The organism is Pseudoduganella violacea, assembly GCF_014191875.1.
Lineage (GTDB): Bacteria > Pseudomonadota > Gammaproteobacteria > Burkholderiales > Burkholderiaceae_D > Rugamonas > Rugamonas violacea_A.
Genome location: NZ_JACHXD010000022.1, coordinates 24,204 through 42,468, shown reverse-complemented (window position 1 = coordinate 42,468; position 18,265 = coordinate 24,204). Strand labels below are relative to the sequence as shown.

Sequence of the window (18,265 nt, the reverse complement as noted above, 5' to 3'; positions counted from 1 at the left end):
CCAGGGTGGACATTGTTTGCGGCAGATCAAACGGGAGCTTAGTCGACCTGGATGGTTTGCCAGGGCGTGGCGGCGGGGGCGCGGCCGGCGAAGAGCAGTAGCAGGGCGGCGAGGACGAGCATGCCGCTGGCGGCGGGAATCGGGCTGCGTTGGACCGGCGCGGGCGGCGGCGCGGCTTGCCGCAAACGTACGGCGGCCGGCGCGAAGGCGGACGGCAGCGCGGCCATATCGTTGAGCCAGCCGGCTTGGGTGAAGGCGGCGGCTTGCTTCGGCGCGGTCGGCGCTTGGGCGGGAAGGGCGTCGGCGGCGTGGGTGGCGGCCGAGGTGGCGGCGACCAGGGCCGCAAACGCCAGTTTGCCTAAGAGTGTCATGGCATCCTCTGCAATGTTTATTCGCCAATCATATTATCTTGGCAAGATGAGGCCGTCTGTGCGTTGGCGCACAGACAAAGCCCAGCTGGTATGTTGCCGCTTAGAAACCAAAACGGCTGCCGGCGCCCAGCAGCGTGGCCAGGCCGAGCAGGGCGAAGATCAGCGCGGCGATGCCGTGCACCAGTTTCAGCGGCACGGCGGTGGCGGCTTTTTTGCCCAGATACACGGCCGGCACATTGGCCAGCATCATGCCGAAGGTGGTGCCAGCCACCACGGCCAGCATGCTGTCGAAACGGGCCGCCAGCGCCACCGTGGCGATCTGGGTCTTGTCGCCCATCTCGGCCAGGAAGAAGGCCACCACCGTGGCGGCGAACACGCCGTAGCGCGCGTTGGGTTGCTCGTCTTCGTCGATCTTGTCGGGCACCAGGATCCAGGCCGCCATGGCGAGGAAGGACAGGCCGAGGATCCAGCGCAGCACGTCCGGCCCGAATAGGCCGGTGAGCCAGCTGCCGACGGCGGCCGCAAACGCGTGGTTGGCGATGGTGGCGACGAAAATGCCGGCCACGATGGGCAGGGGACGGCGGAACTGGGCGGCCAGGCAGAAAGCCAGCAACTGGGTTTTGTCGCCGATTTCGGCGAGAGCGACGATGCCGCTTGAAATAAGGAAGGCGTCCATGATGTGGGGTCAGATGGTGGGGGCCGGGCGTCTACCAATGACCCAGGGGCGACCCCGGCCCAATCCGGCCGCCCGTGGATCAATGGTCTCGCCAAGCCTTGCGGCCATCTGCGCCACGGCCTGCGGGCCGATTATGTTGACGCAGATCCTTCCGGTGGGACCGGAAGCCGACTACTCCCCAAAGAACGGGCGAATGATAGCAGATTCGCGCCGCCGGCCCGGCAATATTTCCGCCCCGGTATGCTATTCTGCTTCGCGCCCCGCTATCACGGAAGAGAGAATATGCCTTTAAAACCTGCCCTGCGCCTATTGACTGGCGCCCTGCTGATCCAGACCGCCTTCGCCGCCCACGCGCAAGATCCCCTCAGCTACGCGCGCTACGACCAGGTGCGCACCAGCGATCTGCGCCTGGACTTGAAAGCCGATTTTGCGCGCAAGACCTTGAGCGGCTACGCCGAGCTGACCCTGAACTGGCTCGATAAGTCGGCGCGCAACCTGGCGCTCGATACGCGCGACCTGAAGATCGCGCGGGTGCAGGTGCTGAACGCGGCCGGCCGCTGGGCCGCCGCCTCCTATATGCTGGACAAGCCCGACGCCGAAAAGGGCCGCGCCCTGCGCATCGCCCTTTCCAGCCAGCCTGAAAAAGTGCGCATCTATTACAGCACCGCGCCCGGCGCCAGTGCCCTGCAGTGGCTGACGCCGCAGCAGACCCTGTCGGGCAAGCGTCCCTTCATGTTCAGCCAGTCGCAGTCGATCAACGCGCGCTCCTGGGCGCCGGTGCAGGACACGCCGGCCGTGCGCTTCACCTATAGCGCGCGCGTCGCCGCGCCGTCCGGCCTGCGCGTGGTGATGAGCGCCGAGAACGATCCGCAAGCGACCGGCGTCGGTGGTTGGAACTTCCGCATGCCGCAGCCGGTGCCGGCCTATCTGCTGGCCATCGCCATCGGCGAAATCGATGTGCGCAGCGTCGGCCCGCGCTCCTCCGTCTACGCCGAACCGGCGCGCATCGACGCGGCCGCCTATGAGCTGGCCGACACCGAGAAGATGATCGCCGCCGCCGAATCGCTGTACGGCCAATACCGCTGGGGGCGTTACGATATGCTGGTGCTGCCGCCATCCTTCCCCATCGGCGGCATGGAAAATCCGCGCCTGACCTTCCTCACCCCGACCATGATCGCGGGCGACCGCAGCCTGAACGACCTGATCGCACACGAGCTGGCCCACTCCTGGTCCGGCAATCTGGTGACCAACGCCTCCTGGAAGCACTGGTGGCTCAACGAAGGCTTCACCACCTACGTCACCAGCCGCATCGTGGAAAGCCTGTACGGCGCCGACGTGGCGCAGATGAACCTGCAGCTGGAACAGGAAGAGCTGTTTGCCTCGCTCAAGGACATCCCCGTCGCCAAGCAAGCCTTGCTCACGCGCGACGCCGATGTGAATCCGGCCACCTATACCGATGAAGGCCTGGCCTATCCGAAAGGCGCCTGGCTCCTGCACACGCTGGAGCAGCGCGCCGGCCGCGAGGTTTTTGATCCCTTCCTGCGCGGCTGGTTCGACCAGCACGCCTTCCAGTCGGCCACCACCGAGCAATTCCTGGCCTATCTGCGCAAGAACCTGCTGGAAAAGCGTCCCGACATCATGGGCGAAAACGAGCTGGCCGAATGGCTGTACGGTCCCGGCGTGCCGGCCACCGCCCAGCGCGCCGTGTCGCCGCGCCTGGCCGCGCTCGACGCCCAGCGCGACGCCTGGCTGAAAGGCGAAACCGCCACCAAGGACTTGAGCACCAAGGCCTGGAACGCCACCGAATGGATGCACTTCCTGAACGACATCGACGGCAAGGCCAGCGCCGTCCAGCTCAAGGAGCTGGACGAAGCGTTCGCCCTGCGCGCCAGCCGCAATAACGAAATCGCCTTCCGCTTCTACCTGGCGTCGGTCAAGGCGGGCTACGACGTGCGCGAGCCGCTCAACGCCTTCCTCATGAGCGTGGGCCGCCAGAAGTTCGTGGTGCCGCTCTACGGCGCCCTGCTCAAGAACGAGAAGGACCAGGCCTGGGCCAAGGGGGTGTACGCCAAAGCCCGTCCGCGCTACCACCCCGAGACCCAGTCCTCGGTGGACAAGCTGATGAAGAAATCGGTATAAACGCGGTATAAACGATAGATAAGGAAACGCGTATGCTGCAGAAAACCCGTCTCGCCGCCTTGCTGCTGCTGGCCCTGGGCGCCGGCGCCCCGGCGCTGGCCGCCGCGCCCGAACCTTCGGCCGTCAGCACGGCCGCCGCCGCTCCCGCCTTCGACCTGGACGCCGACGTCAACCTGGCCCTGAAGACCTTCGACGTGCCCGGCATGGCCATCGCCATCGTCAAGGACGGCAAGGTGCTGGCCGCCAAGGGCTTCGGCGTGCGCCAGCTGGGCGACCCGGCTCCCGTCACCGGCAAGACCCTGTTCGAAATCGCCTCCAACTCCAAGGCCTTCACCGCCGCCGGCCTGGCCATGCTGGTCGACGACGGCAGGCTGAAATGGGACGATCCCGTCACCCAGCACCTGCCCGGCTTCCAGATGAGCGACGCCTACGTCAGCAGCGCCATCACCGTGCGCGACCTGCTGACCCACCGCAGCGGCCTCGGTCTGGGCGCGGGCGACCTGCTGTGGTGGCCCACCACCACCTTCAGCACCGATGAAATCATCGAGCGCCTGCGCCATGTGAAGCTGGCCACCAGCTTCCGTAACAGCTATGCCTACGACAATCTGCTCTACATCGTGGCCGGCAAGATCATCGCCGACAAGGCCGGCAAGAGCTGGGGTGAGACGATGCAGGCGCGCATCCTCGACCCGCTCGGCATGGGCGCCACCACCACCAGCGTGGACGCCATGCTGCGCTCGCCCGACCACTCGGCGCCGCACAGCAAGATCAACGGCAAAATCGCGGTGGTGAAGCCGATGCAGGTGGCGAACGCGGTGGGCGCGGTCGGCATCAACACCAATGCCGAGGACATCGCCAAATGGATGACGGCCTTGCTCAACGAGGGCAAGCTCGATGGCGAGAAGCGCCTGTTCAGCGCGGCCCAGGCGCGCGAAATGTGGACGGCGCAAACGCCGATGAAGATCGCCGAACCGAAGCCGGCGCTGGCCGCCACCAAGCCCAATTTCAACGCCTATGGCCTGGGCTTCAATCTGCGCGACTACCGCGGCCGCAAGATCGCCATGCACGGCGGCGCGCTGCAGGGCTTCTATTCGCGCGTGCTGCTGGTGCCGGAAGAAAAGCTGGGCGTGGCCATTTTCACCAATGCCGAAAACGGCGCCTCGATGACGGCCCTGCAATGGCGCATTCTCGACCACTATATGGGCGCGGCGCCGAGCGACTGGATCAAGATCTACGCCAAGCAGGAAGAAGACAGCCACAAGGAAGAGCTGGACAAGCAGAAGAAGGCGGTCGCCGCGCGCGCCGCCAAGTCCCAGCCTTCGCTGGCCCTGGCCGCCTATAACGGCGCCTACAAGGATGCCTGGTATGGCACCGTCACCATCCGCCAGGACGGCAAGAAGCAGCTGCTGAGCTTCGACCGCACGCCCGACCTGGTGGGCGAGCTCGAACACTTCCAGCATGACACCTTCATCGTGCGCTGGAAAGAGCGCAACTTCAACGCCGACGCCTACGTGACGTTCGCCCTGAACCCGGACGGCAGCATCGAGCGCATGAAGATGGCGCCGGTCTCCATGGAAACCGACTTCAGCTATGACTTCGCCGACCTGGCCTTCACGCCCGTGAAAGCCGGCAAGACGAAATAAAAGTTAGCGGAATGCCATCAAGGGCCGCTCGCGCGGCCCTTTTTTTTGCGCATTGCAATAAGAAAAACCAGCGAAACGCAAGGAAATGTGGATTTCCGATAGACTTCTTCATGTGCAAATGCAGCATAATATTGCCTTCGCACAAGCGGGCTGCCGCCGCGCCCTGTTTTGGCTCATCACGGATCAAGAATGACTGAACTGCTGTACTCCATCCTTATCGTTTGCGCCTGTCTCGGACTGGGCCTGTATGCCTTCCTCACCCTGATGAGCCGTCTGCAATCGCGCTGAGCCGGCGCCGCACCAGTCCCATCCCCATCAGGCCGATGCCCAGCAAGGCCAGTCCGCCTGGCTCCGGCACCTTTTGCTGAAAGTCCAGAATCCCCGTTTCCGAGGTGATGGCGATCACGCGCGCGCCCTTGCACTTGGCCGCATCGCATTGCAAACCTTGCGAGGTATTGTTGAAGGCGGCGTTGGCAATACCGTAGAAGGGTTTGCCGCCCGCGAAATATTCCTTGCCGGCCGCGCTCAGCAGCCAGCTCATCGACACATTCTCGAACGCCCCGCCCATGCTGTCCAATCCCGCCACGCCGGCCAGCATGGCGTTGGCCGAGGCCAGCAGGATCTGCGCGCCCTTGGCGCCGACGCGGGCGGCGGACGCCAGCGTGGCGACCGTGTAGCTGTTGTCGTTGTCCGGGTCGGCGTACAGGTCCAGGGTCAGCGCCGTCGGCTGGCAGCGCACGCCCGGCGCCAGCATGCCGTCGCAGTGGAAGCTTTGGTGGAAGGTGGCGTACAGGCCATAGTCCAGATTGACCCGGCTTAGCGCGGTCGAGACCGGCATGCTGTTGAGCGAAAAGCCGTTGAAGACGATATAGCCGTCCGAGGTGTATTGATTGCCCTGGCCGGTATGCGCGATGCGGTTGGAGGAAAAGCCGTTCAGGGCGCTGGCCTCGAAGGCCTTGCCGGCCTTGCTCAGCAGGCCGTTATTCTTGCCGGGGTTGATGGTGAAGACCGGTGCGGCGGCAGCGCTGGTGGCTGCCGCCAGCAGGACGGCCGTGGCCAGGACGTGGATGCGTTTGGATGAGATCGGCATCATGCCTCCAATACAGGGATCCTTCGGATTGCCAATGGCTGTTGTGCTGCCGGGCCACGATTTATTTTGAGCAAGTAGCATGCCTAGCTCAGCTGGCATGATTGAAAACAATGGCTTAGACAATACTTGCAAATTGCAATGTTTGCGTTTTCTCAAAAGGTGTAAATATTTCCGGCAGTAACTTTCATGTTTCACCTTTTGAATCAAACGCTTGCAGGAGAAACGCAGGCGGCCGGCGGACCCAAAACAAACGGCCCGCAGCCGCCGTGCAAGGCGCGCTGCGGGCCGTGGCCTGCGAATTAGACGATCAGATCAGGCTTTTGCGGCGGGCGGCGATCAGACCCATCAGGCCGATGCCCAGCAGGGCCAGGGCGCCTGGTTCCGGCACGCGTTTGCCGTTGAAGTCCAGAATGCCGGCTTCGGACGTGATGGCGACGATTTTGGCGCCGACGCAGTTCGCCACATCGCAGCTCAAGCCCTGGGAGGTGTTGTTGAAGGCCGCGAAGGACGCCGAGTAGAAGGGGATCGGCGCGGCGAAGTAGTTCTTGCCTTCGGCCGTCATCAGCCAGTTCATGTTCACGTTCTGGTAGGCGCCGCCTTGTTCGCTCAGGCCGCCCTCGCCTTCATACACCACATTGGCCGAAGCCAGCAGCACCTGGGCGCCGGCCTTGGTCACGGTGGGATCGGCACCGACCGACGCGACCTGGTAGGTGTTGTCGTTGCCCGGATCGCCATACAGGTCCAGGGTCAGCGAGGTCGGTTGGCATTTCACGCCCGGGGCCAGGATGCCGGAACAGTTGAAGGTCTGGCTGAAGGTGGCGTACAGGCCGTAGTCCAGGTTGACGCGGCTCAGCGCGGTCGACACCGGCACGCTGTTCAGCGAGAAGCCGTTGAAGACGATGTAGCCATTGGCGGTGTAGTTGGTGCCGGTGGTGTTGACGATGCGGTTCGAGGAGAAGCCGTTGATGGCCGTGGCTTCGAAGGAGCCGCCGTTATTGGTCAGCACGCCGCCGTTGGCATTGGGGTTGACGGTGAAGACCGGGGCGGCCGCTGCGTCGAAGGCTGCCAGGGCGCCGGCGGCGACCAGTGCCTGCGCGGCCAGGACGCGGATTCGTTGGGTAAGGGCTTGCATGTATATCTCCAGTGATTATGCGTGAGTATTGAAAAGGTATTTATCCGATGAGAGATAAAGATTTGTGACGTCCCTGACGCAGTGTCACCAACAGCCTTAAGCAATTCCTATGCCACGATTATGTTATTTTATTGAAAACAAGGACTTATCACTGGCTTTCACTTTGGTAATAAATGCACTATGGCATTAAGTGTAAAGTTATCCGACACCCATTTTTTAACTTTTCTCTTGAAAATCAATAACTTGCAAATTGTAAGTTGCTCAATATTGCACAGGTTAGCATGCTTTTTGGCCTGGCGGCGCCCGCTGGCCAGGGCCGTGAAAAAGCCGGGATTAATCTGCAATTAATCCCGGCCAGCATGCGGGAAAATCAGGTTTGGAATAGCGCTTCAGCGCTGCATTAATTCCGCCAGGGGTTTGCGCACGGCGCGCGCGGCCGGCGCCGGTCCGGCGCCGAGGCGGCCGATAAATACCGCGTTGGCATTTTCTCCGCCCATTAATTCCACGGCCTGCGGACGCAGGCGCTCGGCGCGCGCCTGCACCGCGGCCTCGCGCGTGAAGGCGCGGCCTTCGGCGATGTAGCGGGCAAAAATCAGCGGCGTCATTTCCGGCTGCATGAACAGGCCGAGCCTGGTCAGGGTCAGCCAGAAGCGCTGCACGGCGCGGCCGGCCGCCACGTGATCGTCGATGCTGCGCAGCGGCTGGCGCGCCTGCAGCACGAAATGGGCGCCGCACAGCAGGCCGGGCAGTAAATCCATTTGCAGGCGCGGCAGCCAGGTGCCGAACAGGGTGTTCATGGTCGCCATGCGGCCCCAATTGCTGGCCATGGCCCATTTCATCAGGCGCAGGGTCAGGGCGTCCACGCCCAGGGCCTGGTCCGGCACGCGGTCCTCGCTGTGCGACACGCCCCAGTGGATGATGCGGCGGTGCACCTCGAACGCTTCGGGCATGGTCAGGCGCAGCTTGGCGTTATGGAACATCAGCTGCGCCGCCTGCCAGCGCTCGCCCGGCGTTTCGAGCCAGCGGATGCGGTAGCCTGCTCCTGCGGCCGCTTCCATTTCCTGCTTTTCCGCCGGCGACAGCGGCCGGGTGCGCATGGCGCGACGCTGCACGGCGCGCACCGCGATGCTGGGGATCAGCGCATCGGGCTGCAGGCCGGGCTGGGGCGTGAACGCCACGTCGAAAATCAACTCGCTGTCGAATTCGGGCGCGCGCTGCTGGCGCGTGAAGTCCATGCGCCAGCCATGCTCGCTGGCGGCGATGGCCATGGTTTCCAGCAGCGCGCCGAAGGCGATCTGGCTGGCGTGGCCGTCCAGGTCGTAGACGCAGTGGGCGCTGGTGTCGCTGGCGTGGATGCGCACATGCTGCTCGTCGAGGATTTCGAAGCGGTGCGTCTGCACATTGTCGCCGCTGGGCGCCCAGCGCGCCAGGTCGAGGATCTGCTCGATGATGCGCGGCGCGCTCATAGCTGCTCCGCCAGCAGCTTGGCGTATTTGCGCCGTCCCAGCTGCAGCATCAGCCATTGCAGCGGATGGCGGTTGCCGCCGGGCCGCCAGGTATGCACCATCTTGTCGCGGTAGGCGTCGTAATGCGTGCCGTGCGGCGCGGCCAGCACCTTGCCGCGTCCCAGCATCATCTTCAGCGCCTGGGTGGCGGCCACGCCGGCGCACAGATGGCAGGCCATATCGGTCGAAGGGCCGCGCCGCTCGGCCAGATTGAGCGCCGACGGTTCCACCAGATAGGGCCGGTGCAGGCCGGCCGGCGCCAGGCCGACCAGGAAGCGCAGGGCTTTCTCCAGTTCGGACTGGTCGCCCCAGCCGAAGAATTCCTCGAACGTCATCTGCCCCGGCAGGAAGTTCAGGCAGGCCGCGCCCATGCCCAGCGGCGCCACCATGGTGGTGGGGATGCGGCGCCGCGCGCATTCGGCGTAGGTGCGCTGGCGCGCGTCGAAGGCGAAGAAATCGAGGCCGTCCACATACACGTCCACGCCGTCGAGGAATTCGCCCAGATTGTCCTGGTTCACGCCCTGCGGAAAGAGCTTGAGTTCGAGCTCCGGATTGATGTCGCGCGCCATGCGCGCCACCACCTCGACCTTGGGCTGGCCCAGGGTCGAGACGAAGGCGCCGGCCTGGCGGTTGAAGTTGACGATGTCGAAGCTGTCGAAATCGGCCAGGTGGAAGGAGCCGACGCCAAGCCGGGTCAGGGTCAGCAGATGGTAGCCGCCGACGCCGCCCGAGCCGGCGATGGCCACGCGCTTGCCGCGCAAGGTGGCCTGTTCGGCGGTGGTGAGCCAGCCGATATTGCGGGAAAACGCCCGCTCGTAAGAGAAGGCGGGGGAGGGCTGGTGGGATTCGGCCATGATCACATCGTTTTCAAGCGGTTGATAATGCCCGCTTCCTCGCGCGGCGAGAAGAACAGCGGGTAGAAGGAGCGCACGCCCTCGGCCTGGTCGCCCTTGCCGCCATACAGCTCGACCTGCTCCTTCATATACGCGAGGTCAAGGCGCAGCAACACGCCGCGCACATTGACGCGCGGGTTGACCTTGACGTCGCCCAACTGGGTGAAGCCCATCATCTGCTGATAAAAGCCGCTGTGGCGCGGTGTCACTTCGATGAACAGCTGCTCGCATTCATGGATATCGCGCGCATACATCATGGCCAGGTGGATCAGGGCCGCCAGGAAGGGACGCGACTGGCCGTCCATATCGAAGGCCAGCTTGATGAACTCGCAGACACGCGCGCCGCGTGCGCGGTAGGCGTCGATCTCTTCCTGGAACAACTGGTCGGCCAGCAGGCCGCGTGTGGAATCGAGGCCCAGGGTCAAGGTGCCGACCGGCTCGCCCTTGCGGTGGGCCATCAGCGTGACCCGGTTCGGGTCTTCCGTCAGCCCATGGTCGCCCTCCAGGCCGCGCCACGCGTACATTTTGCTGATCAGCATGCTGGCCTTGTTGCGCCCGTCGGGCGTATCGACCAGGCGGATGCCGAAGAATTGCTCGTCGCCCACCAGATCGGGCTTTTCCTGCTGGCTCGCGGCCTGTTCGAAATCATCGCGCTGCAAGCCTTGCTGCGGCGGCGCGTCGGCGTCCGGGGACAGGATGGCGCCGCCGGCATGGTCGGCGGCGCTGGCGGTATCGGCGTTAGGGGGGCGGGTCATGGCCGGAGTCTCCTCAGAGAGCCGCGACGGTTAGGCGACACGGCAGACAGAAATAGACGGCGGCCGGCTGCCTGGGCCGGCCGCTATCCTGCAAAATTGGCAAGACGTCTTGACAATATACTGGCATGGCCCCGGCAGCCGAACAAGGGCGCTGCCCGGCGTGTATCCGCCGTGCTCGCTTGCGTCGCGGCGGCGGCGGCTTTCCCTCTGAGAGACGGGGAATTGTTATTTCTTCATGGAATGCAATATTTCAAAACTGATACGAATGATTTGCAGGCATGCTGCAAGTAAGTGGCTTGAGAGTTCATAGCAAATATCATGACCGAGTGAGTTTTCGATAGATTCCACCCAACACTTTTGGCTATAATTGCCCTTTGGCAATATTAATCCCTTCGAAACCGATTGTTGTGCCGGCTTTTTCTGGAGATCCCATGAAGAACGATCTGAGCGCGTTGCTCCAGCAAGTGTCCACCCTGCCCGAATTCGCGGGGCGGGAGCTCGACGTCAATATGCGCGCCGTCTCCGGCGACCTGCCGGTGCATGCCGCCAGCGCCTGGCAAAACAAGGACGCCATCGACACCCTGCTGGCGCACGGCGCCGACATCAACAGCGTGGGCGGCGCCGGCGAAACCCCGCTGTTTCGCGTGATCCGCGAAGGCAGCGAAGAATTCCTCCGCTTCCTGCTGCTGCGCGGCGCCAATGTGGCCGTGCAAAATGCCGACGGCGTCTCCCCGGCCGAGGTGGCGCGCGAAGTGGGCGACAGCGGCATGGTCGCCATCATGGACATGCTGGCGCGCCGCCGCCATCCGGCCTGAGCGGCTGCATTTCTTGCGCCGTGCGGCCACGCACGCTGATGCCTGCCTCCCCTGCGTTGCCCATCCCTGCCCCTCGCATTCGCAATAGGGAACTCTTTTCGGTTGGTGCCGCACTCAAACAATAACGTCCTGGACCCAGCTCCATTCCCCCGCATTGCGCCGGGAGCGCGACGTTCTTGTTCATCCATAAGAGGCCAGATATGTTCAGCGCAATACACTCAGCTTCCCCTAACTCTTCCCAGGCGATGGATATCGACGCGCCAGTCGATAAGCGCGCCCGATCGCCGAGCGCCGAACTGGCGTCTTCCCCGTCAGATGCTGCCGCCGAAAGAGCCCTTAAGCGGCACCAGGGGAGTACCATGCGTGCCCACCTGGAGATGCCGGTGACCATCGGCGCGCCATTGGCGAAGACGCTCATCGATGCCGGGGCGCATATTTCGGCCCGGAGGGACGTCTTTGCGGTCAGTGCGAATGACCATGTGCGCAGTGCCTCGGCAATGCTGAACCGGACGCTATGTCTGGCCAGTTCATTCAACGCCGGATCATCCGGCCTCGCTATTTTTGCCGGCCAGCAAACGCATGCGGGCCATTATTCGCGCAGTTTCGATCACGATTTAGTCAGCAGTATCAAAGGGACGGCGAAGGAAGCGGTGCAGGGCCTGGTGGTGACCGACACCGCGAAGAAGAAGTCGTATCCAGCAAATCTGGGCCAGGTCCCCAATGCTTCGACGTTGTTGCTGCATAAACTGGGCAAGTCCTTTACTGCCCTGTCGGTCGGGGAGCGCAGCCAAGCGATCAGCGCAGAGACGAGCAAGCTCTACGATGCATCGCTGAAATACAGAAGCAATACGGCGAAATATGTGGCTGGAGAATTGCGCGGGTTGACGATGCTACAGGTGGGCGCCTATAACGATTATCCCGCCGTCATGGTTAATTTCGATGCGCGGACACTGCTGTCGAAAGACTTTATCAAGACAAGCAAGGCACCCGATGCCGGGCGGAATTCGTTCACCGAGTTTTTGATGAGCCACTATCTCGGTCTGGTTAACGCCGAGGCGGCGCAAATGGGTTTGCATACCGCCATGGTTGAACGCTCCAGTTTTGGGCACGCGGCGCCATCGGCCGCCGCCACGGCCGGCAGCTTCCGCCTCAATCTGGGAATGATGCCACCGGTATATGCCGAAGCCCATGTCCGTGCATTGAAGAAGCTCGAGCAGGAGCTGCGGACATTCCAGAATTCGCTCGACCAAAGGCACGACGTGGTGCTCGATAAAATCAATGGCTTGTGCAATTCGAAGCATGAGCCTGGTTTAAGAGCGGCGAACAATATTCTGGAGCTGGCATTTACCCGGGTGGAATCGACAGGTAAGCGGCTGATCTATTCCGCCGTACGTACCTTGAATACGAAAAACTTCATCGATTCCGGATCCTTTCATATGCATCGAGGTGCCGCGGAGGTCGTGACTCCTGGCGGGCCAATTCATGCGTCGTTGAAAGCGCTGCTGGATCAAGTCGCCGTCGCCGAAGACCAGTCGGTGAGCACCCGCATCGAAGACGTTCCGTCCTACGATATTGCTGCCGAGGATACTGCCGCCGCCGCCGGCACCACGCCTGCCGCTAGCCAGGATACCGGCGCCACGCCTGCCGCTAGCCAGGATACCGGCGCCACGCCTGCCGCCAGTCAGGATGCCGGCGCCGGCCGGGATGCGCTGGCCGCAGAATATGGGCAGTACCTGAGTGATTTCCGTACCAACTTCAAGAACATTGCCGGTTCCGCGCGGGATGACGGCACCAGAACCCAGATGAGCAAACTGGCGTTGACCCTGGATCCGGCCAATGCGGACATCGCGCGCTCGCTGGATCTGGCCAATCAATTGCTGATGATTCACACATTGGAGAAGATGGAGGCGCTTTCTCCCCACACTGAGGGCGGATATGGCAGTGATTCGGATGTGGAAATCCCCGATACGCAAGGCGTCGGCATGCGGGGAAAAAAAGTAATTACCCACAATGGCATGCGCAGTCTGATTGCATCGACGCAATCGGCCGTAAAGATCCTCTTTCCCGATGCGACGGATGCGAAGCCCAAGAGCATTGCCTATGACCGCCCCTATTATGAAACGGAAGAGGTGATCGGCGATGAGGTGAAGAGTGTCACGGCCAGTCAGGAATATGCGACAGCGGACATCTTTATCAAGGATATCAATGCTTGCGTGAACAACGGACAGGGGCCTACTGGGCAAGCCCCGGAACTTGCTGCGCAATTTCCGCAAGCGAAGGCATGGATTATCGACACCACCAGCGCCACTACGAAGCAGATGCATGACGTTCTGATGCAATTCAAAAATGCAGGCATGGCCGAGGCCCTGTATTTGGTATCGAGCGGATTGAAAAATGAGCAGGGAGGGGCCGACCGCAACAACTATGGGACGGTGCGCTTGTTCTGCAAAACGGAGGGAGCGGGTGGGCAGCTCAGCGAGATTCTTGGGGCGATTGGTGAAACCGACCGGGGCCTGGCGCCGTTTGCCCATGAATACCGCCGGACGATGAAAGCGATGGGAATGGCGCCAACCAATCATAGCATCGTGATGGCGGATGTGGCGGACACCGATATGGAAACGTAGGCGGCTGCCCGGCAAGCGCGCCGTGGCGCGCTCCTGCAGTTGGCAGGCCCCGGTCGGGGCCTTTTTGTTTCTGGGACGGCGCTTCAGGAGGTCCGGCGTAGCTCGCCTTGATCGGCGTTGCGCCGGTATTGGCGCGCGAACTGGAAGATGTGTTCCCAGGTGTCGGGGAAGTCGTCCGGGATGCGGCGGTTATACATATAGATGGCGCCGGCGATGGCCTGCAGCCGCATCTCGAACGGCAGGTGCAGGCCCGGCCAGAAATCGACCGAACTGAAGCCGTTGCGCGCGGTGTCGGGATTGAGCTGGTGCAGATCGCAGTCGCGGTTGTGGAAATAGACGCCGACGCTGATGCGCGGCTGGCTGGCTTGCGTGCTGCAGCGCCCGCCCCAGTGCAGGACCTGGGTATTCCAGCCCAGCGCCGTGCCGGCCTGGGCGGGCAGGGCGCGGATATTGTGCCAGTCGCTCAGATCGAGTTCGCGCGCCGCGCCATCGGCGCCCAGGGTGGGGTCGAGGTGCTGCGGCAGCACATACATGCAGGCGTTGGCCGGGCCGACGTCGGTCAGCGGCAGCCAGATGTTGACCAGGCGCGGCCGGCCGTCGGCGCCGGTCGCCTCGGGATGCGGCAGGTCGCGGTGCGGCCCCCAGCCGCTGGCGCCTTCGCGCGCCGGCACATGCCAGGCCCAGATATCGGTGGGCATCATCTGATAGCGCTCGCCCAGCAGCTGGCGCAGGACCGGATCGAGCGGCGCGAACATCTGCCAGAAGGCGTCATACACCATGCAGAAGACGGGCGGGATGCCACGCTGCACCAGGCCGCTGATCGCCTGCGCCAGGCGTCCCGCGTGGCTGCGCGGAATCACGGACGCGGTCTGGAAATAGCCTTCGGCCATGGCCTCGGCGGCATGGGGACGGCCATCGAGCAGCGCGGGCAGGACGGTGGGGGCGGGACGTGCCAGCGGCGTGGCGCTGATGTCCAGATCGGGATTCAGCTCCAGCCAGAAGGCCAGTTGGCCGGCGTGCGCCAGCGGTGAAGGCGGTGCGGGCGGATGGGGTTCGGCAAAATGCATAGGTTTGTCTCAGGTGGGGAACGCCGGCAAGCGCTGACAGGCCGGTGCTTGCGCGCGCCGGCCAGGCCTGGCGATAGGTGGCGCCGGTGGCGGCCACGGTTCCGCCGGGGCAGACGATGGAACAGAGCGGGCCGCCGATGCCACTGATAGCGGGAGGCGGGTTCGGGCCGCGTGCGCGGACCTGCACCTCTTATCCGCATCATTCCAACCCCGCACGGAATTGACCGTGCTTTGACTGAAGGAGTTATTCATGCCCATGCCTATATTGCCCATGCTCGCAGCCGGTGGCGGCGCTCTTGCCGATCTCGCCAATGGCGTTGGCAAGCTGATGTCGCTGGCGCCGAAAAAAAAGCCGGAGGATGACAGCAAGGTCTGACGCCGGAGGGACGCCTGCGGCTTTGCCGCCGCAGGCCCGCCTGGATGTGCACAGGGGCCAGAAACGGTATTCACCGTTTCTGGCCCCTGTCCTTGGTGCCGGCTTGCCGCTTAGCCGCCTTGGATATCCTCCGGTTTTTCTTCGCCCTTGTTTTCGGCTTCTTTGAGCAGGCCGGTCAGCTTCTTCAGTTCTTCCGGTGTGATGGTGCCGTCCTGCAGCTTCTTCAGCAGCTTCTGCAGTTCGTCCTCCTCGCCACCGCCGCCGCTGCCGCCGGTTTCTTCGCTGCCTTCGGATTTCAGGCGCGAGGCCAGTTCCTGGCCGACGGCCTTCATCTGGGCTTCGTTCAAGCCGCCCTTGTTGAGCATATTGACCAGGTCTTCCGTGCTCTTGTCCTTCAAGCCTTCCTTAAAGCCTTCCGTGCTGGGTGGCATGGAACCGAATGGGTCGGATGAGCGAAAACTGATGTTCATATTGGATCCTTTGTGGTGGAGGGAAAGCGGCGCATGGCATGCCAGGGCCGGCGCGCGCGCCGCGGACAAGGCCGGGCGCGCGATGCCTCGATAGGTCGTCTGGCCAGGGCAAACGGTTCCACCGTCCAGGCCGGAATGCGATATCGGCGCCGGCCATGGAACCGGCGCCGCTTGCGCCTCCACATATCGTTACCGCGGCGATGCAGTTTCGCAGGGCGGCAACACTAACTTAATCAAAGGAGCTAGCTATGGGTAAGGTCGGACGTTCGGCAGGTCAAGGCGCGCAACAGGGCATTGAAGATCAGGAAGAAACGGCAGCAGCCAAAAGCGCGCTGAATGCCAATAACGCCAAGCTGAAGATGAAGAAGGCGGGCGAGGACAATTCGCTGTCCCTGATCTAAGCCGCTTTACAGCGCTCGGGCGATGAAGGCGGGGTGTTGTGCTCCGCCTTCATTGCTTTCTTGCGTCGCCACGGCGGCGCGCAGTGTTTTACGGGAGGACGAAATGAGCAGTTATCAAAACGGTTTGTCCGGCGGCTCCCAGCCGCGTCCGGGCCAGAGCATGGACCAGACCACTGCCACGCCCATCGGCCGGGCGGCCCAGCAGGGCGCCGCGGAGGCGATGGAATTTCAGCTGTGGGTGTCGCAGCAAGCCACCTCGCTGGCCAAGCTGAAGGTTTTTAACACCATGGCCAAGACCATCAACGATCAGCAATAGGAGCTTCCATGTCCGACGTGAAATTAAGGCCGGGGCGCGACGACAGCATGCACGCGCGGCGCCAGATGGAGGAGGTCAGCGCAGCCAAAAGCGATATCAACAATGTGGCGGTGTTCACCAAGCTGATCAAGAAGGCGGAAGAGGTCACGCAGTCGGCGCTGTAGGCGCGCATTCACTTACCCTATAAGGAAACCCGCATGTCCAACACGATCACCACCACCATCACCACCACCTTCAACAACGACCCCTCGTTCCGCGTCGGCGGCTTTCATGTGCACGGCAAACCGCCGGGCACGGAATCGTGCGATATCGAACATGGCCACCGGCATGGCGGCCACAGCCGCGATGCCTTGTCCGACGCCATCGACGATCTGCCGCTGCCGGGCTGGATGAAGGAGAGGGCCAAGCATAGCCTGGGTCTGGGCGACTGCGGGCACAATCTGCCGTCCGAGTCCGGCGCGGCCAAGACCATCCACGCCTTCCAGAAAGAGCATGACATTGGCCTGCTGTCGGTGGGCCAGATGAAGCAGATGGCCGAAACCGGCTATTTCACCGACAAGAACGGCAAGACCATTCAGGTGCCGGAAGAGGTGCAGCTGGCGGCGCAAAAGATGATGGCCAATAACGCCGAGCTGTTCAAGAAAATGGAGTCGGCCACGGACGGCAAGCACGACGGCCAGCTGGGCAAGGGCGATTACAAGGAAGCCATCAAGGATGGCACCATTTCGCGCAACGGCGACGACGGCCATACGCACCGTCCGCGTGGCATTTCGCGCGAAGACTTCCTGACCGCCATCATGAGCGGCAATATTTCGACCAACCGCCCCAGCGACTACGGCGCCGCCAAGACCATCAACGATTTCCAGAAAGAGCACGACATCGGCCTGCTGTCGGTCAGCCAGCTCAAGCAGATGGCCGACACCGGCTACTTCACCGACAAGAACGGCAAGACCATCCAGGTGCCGGAAGAGGTGCAGGATGCGGCGCGCGCGATGATGGCCAATAACGGCGAACTGTTCAAGAAGCTGGAATCGGCCACCGACGGCAAGCACGATGGCCAGCTCGGCATGGGCGACTTCGACGAAGCGCTGGAGGATGGCACCATCAGCCGCGGCAGCAGCCGTGGCTCGCATCAGGTGGAGATCAGCTTCGAACTGGACGAGGAACTCGACGATCTGGATGGCCAGAGCAATCTGCCGTCGCGTTCGGGCGCGGCCAAAACCATCCACGACTTCCAGAAGGACAACGACATCGGCCTGCTGGGCATCGACCAGATCAAGCAGATGGCCGAAACCGGCTACTTCACCGACAAGGATGGCAAGACCAAGCAGGTGCCGGAAGAAGTCCAGCTGGCGGCGCAGAAGATGCTCGAAAACAATGGCGAGCTGTTCAAGTCTCTGGAGTCGGCCAGCAATGGCAAGCACGACGGCCTGCTGGGTCAGGGCGATTACGACGAAGCGCTGAAGGATGGCACCATCAGCAAGAACACCGGCAGCAATGGTCCGCACCGGGTCGACATCACGCTGGAACTGGACGAGGAGCTGGACGAGGGCGCCGATCTGCCGTCGCGTTCGGGCGCGGCCAAAACCATCCGCGACTTCCAGAAGGACAACGACATCAGCCTGCTGGGCATTGACCAGATCAAGCAGATGGCCGAAACCGGCTACTTCACCGACAAGGATGGCAAGACCAAGCAGGTGCCGGAAGAAGTCCAACTGGCGGCGCAGAAAATGCTGGAAAACAATGGCGAGCTGTTCAAATCGCTGGAATCGGCCACCACCGGCAAGCATGATGGTCTGCTGAGCCAGGGCGATTACGACGAAGCGATCGAAGACGGCCGCATCAGCGCCTGAGTGCGCCCCCGGCGCTAGCGTGCAGGCGGCGTTCCGGCGCCGCCTGCCAGAACCGGCGCCTGGCGCGCCGGCCATTCAACAGGGAGCTCAGTATGGCAGAGATATCGAACGGTGACGCGCCGCAGCGCGCGCACGCCGC

The 18,265-nt window shown here is 63.0% G+C and carries 18 protein-coding genes and 1 riboswitch; of the genes, 9 read left to right on the top strand and 9 right to left on the bottom strand.

The genetic code is table 11. From position 1 onward, the window contains the following. Nucleotides 1–38: 38 nt before the first annotated feature. Both FHS03_RS25165 and FHS03_RS25160 read right to left on the bottom strand, forming a co-directional pair. A complete protein-coding gene (locus tag FHS03_RS25165) occupies nucleotides 39–371 on the bottom strand; it encodes a hypothetical protein (protein WP_183443650.1) in 333 nt (110 codons plus the stop codon). 100 nt (nucleotides 372–471) lie between these two features. Then, the gene (locus FHS03_RS25160; protein WP_183443649.1) at nucleotides 472–1,047 is read right to left on the bottom strand and encodes a TMEM165/GDT1 family protein; all 576 of its coding nucleotides are present in this window, start codon (nucleotides 1,045–1,047) and stop codon (nucleotides 472–474) included. 19 nt (nucleotides 1,048–1,066) lie between these two features. Then, a riboswitch (yybP-ykoY riboswitch) is annotated at nucleotides 1,067–1,239 on the bottom strand. 90 nt (nucleotides 1,240–1,329) lie between these two features. Here FHS03_RS25160 and FHS03_RS25155 point away from each other — a divergent pair. Then, nucleotides 1,330–3,186: a M1 family metallopeptidase gene (locus FHS03_RS25155; RefSeq protein WP_183443648.1), complete on the top strand. Its 1,857-nt coding sequence runs from the start codon at nucleotides 1,330–1,332 to the stop codon at nucleotides 3,184–3,186. 32 nt (nucleotides 3,187–3,218) lie between these two features. Then, nucleotides 3,219–4,829, top strand: coding sequence for a serine hydrolase (locus tag FHS03_RS25150; protein WP_183443647.1), 1,611 nt, complete (start codon nucleotides 3,219–3,221; stop codon nucleotides 4,827–4,829). Between the two features lie 256 nt (nucleotides 4,830–5,085). Here FHS03_RS25150 and pepA (FHS03_RS25145) read toward each other — a convergent pair whose 3' ends face one another. From pepA (FHS03_RS25145) to FHS03_RS25125, 5 genes are all read right to left on the bottom strand, one after another. Next, the gene (gene pepA, locus FHS03_RS25145; protein WP_183443646.1) at nucleotides 5,086–5,922 is read right to left on the bottom strand and encodes a flocculation-associated PEP-CTERM protein PepA; all 837 of its coding nucleotides are present in this window, start codon (nucleotides 5,920–5,922) and stop codon (nucleotides 5,086–5,088) included. 304 nt (nucleotides 5,923–6,226) lie between these two features. Beyond that, a complete protein-coding gene (gene pepA / locus FHS03_RS25140; protein WP_183443645.1) occupies nucleotides 6,227–7,051 on the bottom strand; it encodes a flocculation-associated PEP-CTERM protein PepA in 825 nt (274 codons plus the stop codon). Nucleotides 7,052–7,440: 389 nt separating this feature from the next. Further along, a complete protein-coding gene (locus tag FHS03_RS25135) occupies nucleotides 7,441–8,517 on the bottom strand; it encodes a nitroreductase family protein (RefSeq protein ID WP_183443644.1) in 1,077 nt (358 codons plus the stop codon). After that, nucleotides 8,514–9,410 (bottom strand): ThiF family adenylyltransferase, encoded by an 897-nt coding sequence (locus tag FHS03_RS25130; RefSeq protein WP_183443643.1) that lies wholly within the window; start codon nucleotides 9,408–9,410, stop codon nucleotides 8,514–8,516. The genes FHS03_RS25135 and FHS03_RS25130 overlap by 4 nt, the downstream gene beginning before the upstream one ends. Before the next feature lie 2 nt (nucleotides 9,411–9,412). Next, entirely contained in the window at nucleotides 9,413–10,204 is a 792-nt protein-coding gene (locus tag FHS03_RS25125; RefSeq protein ID WP_229426413.1) for an N-acyl amino acid synthase FeeM domain-containing protein, read from the bottom strand. 431 nt (nucleotides 10,205–10,635) lie between these two features. On the opposite strand from FHS03_RS25125, the gene FHS03_RS25120 reads away from it, so the two are divergent. Then, nucleotides 10,636–11,019 (top strand): ankyrin repeat domain-containing protein, encoded by a 384-nt coding sequence (locus FHS03_RS25120; RefSeq protein ID WP_183443642.1) that lies wholly within the window; start codon nucleotides 10,636–10,638, stop codon nucleotides 11,017–11,019. Between the two features lie 359 nt (nucleotides 11,020–11,378). After that, nucleotides 11,379–13,643 carry a hypothetical protein gene (locus FHS03_RS25115; RefSeq protein WP_183443641.1) on the top strand — a complete coding sequence of 755 codons (2,265 nt, stop codon included), beginning with the start codon at nucleotides 11,379–11,381 and terminating at the stop codon, nucleotides 13,641–13,643. A gap of 83 nt (nucleotides 13,644–13,726) precedes the next feature. On the opposite strand, the gene FHS03_RS25110 is transcribed toward FHS03_RS25115, so the two are convergent. Beyond that, complete coding sequence (locus FHS03_RS25110) at nucleotides 13,727–14,710, bottom strand: phytanoyl-CoA dioxygenase family protein (RefSeq protein ID WP_221208258.1); 984 nt, start codon at nucleotides 14,708–14,710, stop codon at nucleotides 13,727–13,729. A 250-nt stretch (nucleotides 14,711–14,960) separates the two neighbouring features. On the opposite strand from FHS03_RS25110, the gene FHS03_RS28475 reads away from it, so the two are divergent. Continuing rightward, entirely contained in the window at nucleotides 14,961–15,086 is a 126-nt protein-coding gene (locus FHS03_RS28475) for a hypothetical protein (RefSeq protein WP_260110724.1), read from the top strand. 110 nt (nucleotides 15,087–15,196) lie between these two features. Here the strand turns inward: FHS03_RS28475 and FHS03_RS25105 are convergent, their stop codons facing one another. Beyond that, the gene (locus FHS03_RS25105; RefSeq protein ID WP_183443640.1) at nucleotides 15,197–15,556 is read right to left on the bottom strand and encodes a hypothetical protein; all 360 of its coding nucleotides are present in this window, start codon (nucleotides 15,554–15,556) and stop codon (nucleotides 15,197–15,199) included. Nucleotides 15,557–15,804: 248 nt separating this feature from the next. On the opposite strand from FHS03_RS25105, the gene FHS03_RS25100 reads away from it, so the two are divergent. The 4 genes from FHS03_RS25100 to FHS03_RS25085 all read left to right on the top strand — a co-directional run bounded on the left by FHS03_RS25100 (nucleotide 15,805) and on the right by FHS03_RS25085 (nucleotide 18,126). Next, nucleotides 15,805–15,957, top strand: coding sequence for a hypothetical protein (locus tag FHS03_RS25100; RefSeq protein ID WP_183443639.1), 153 nt, complete (start codon nucleotides 15,805–15,807; stop codon nucleotides 15,955–15,957). 103 nt (nucleotides 15,958–16,060) lie between these two features. Beyond that, entirely contained in the window at nucleotides 16,061–16,273 is a 213-nt protein-coding gene (locus FHS03_RS25095; protein WP_050412552.1) for a hypothetical protein, read from the top strand. Nucleotides 16,274–16,281: 8 nt separating this feature from the next. Beyond that, nucleotides 16,282–16,437, top strand: coding sequence for a hypothetical protein (locus FHS03_RS25090; protein ID WP_183443638.1), 156 nt, complete (start codon nucleotides 16,282–16,284; stop codon nucleotides 16,435–16,437). Between the two features lie 33 nt (nucleotides 16,438–16,470). Then, a complete protein-coding gene (locus FHS03_RS25085) occupies nucleotides 16,471–18,126 on the top strand; it encodes a hypothetical protein (protein WP_183443637.1) in 1,656 nt (551 codons plus the stop codon). Nucleotides 18,127–18,265 lie beyond the last annotated feature (139 nt).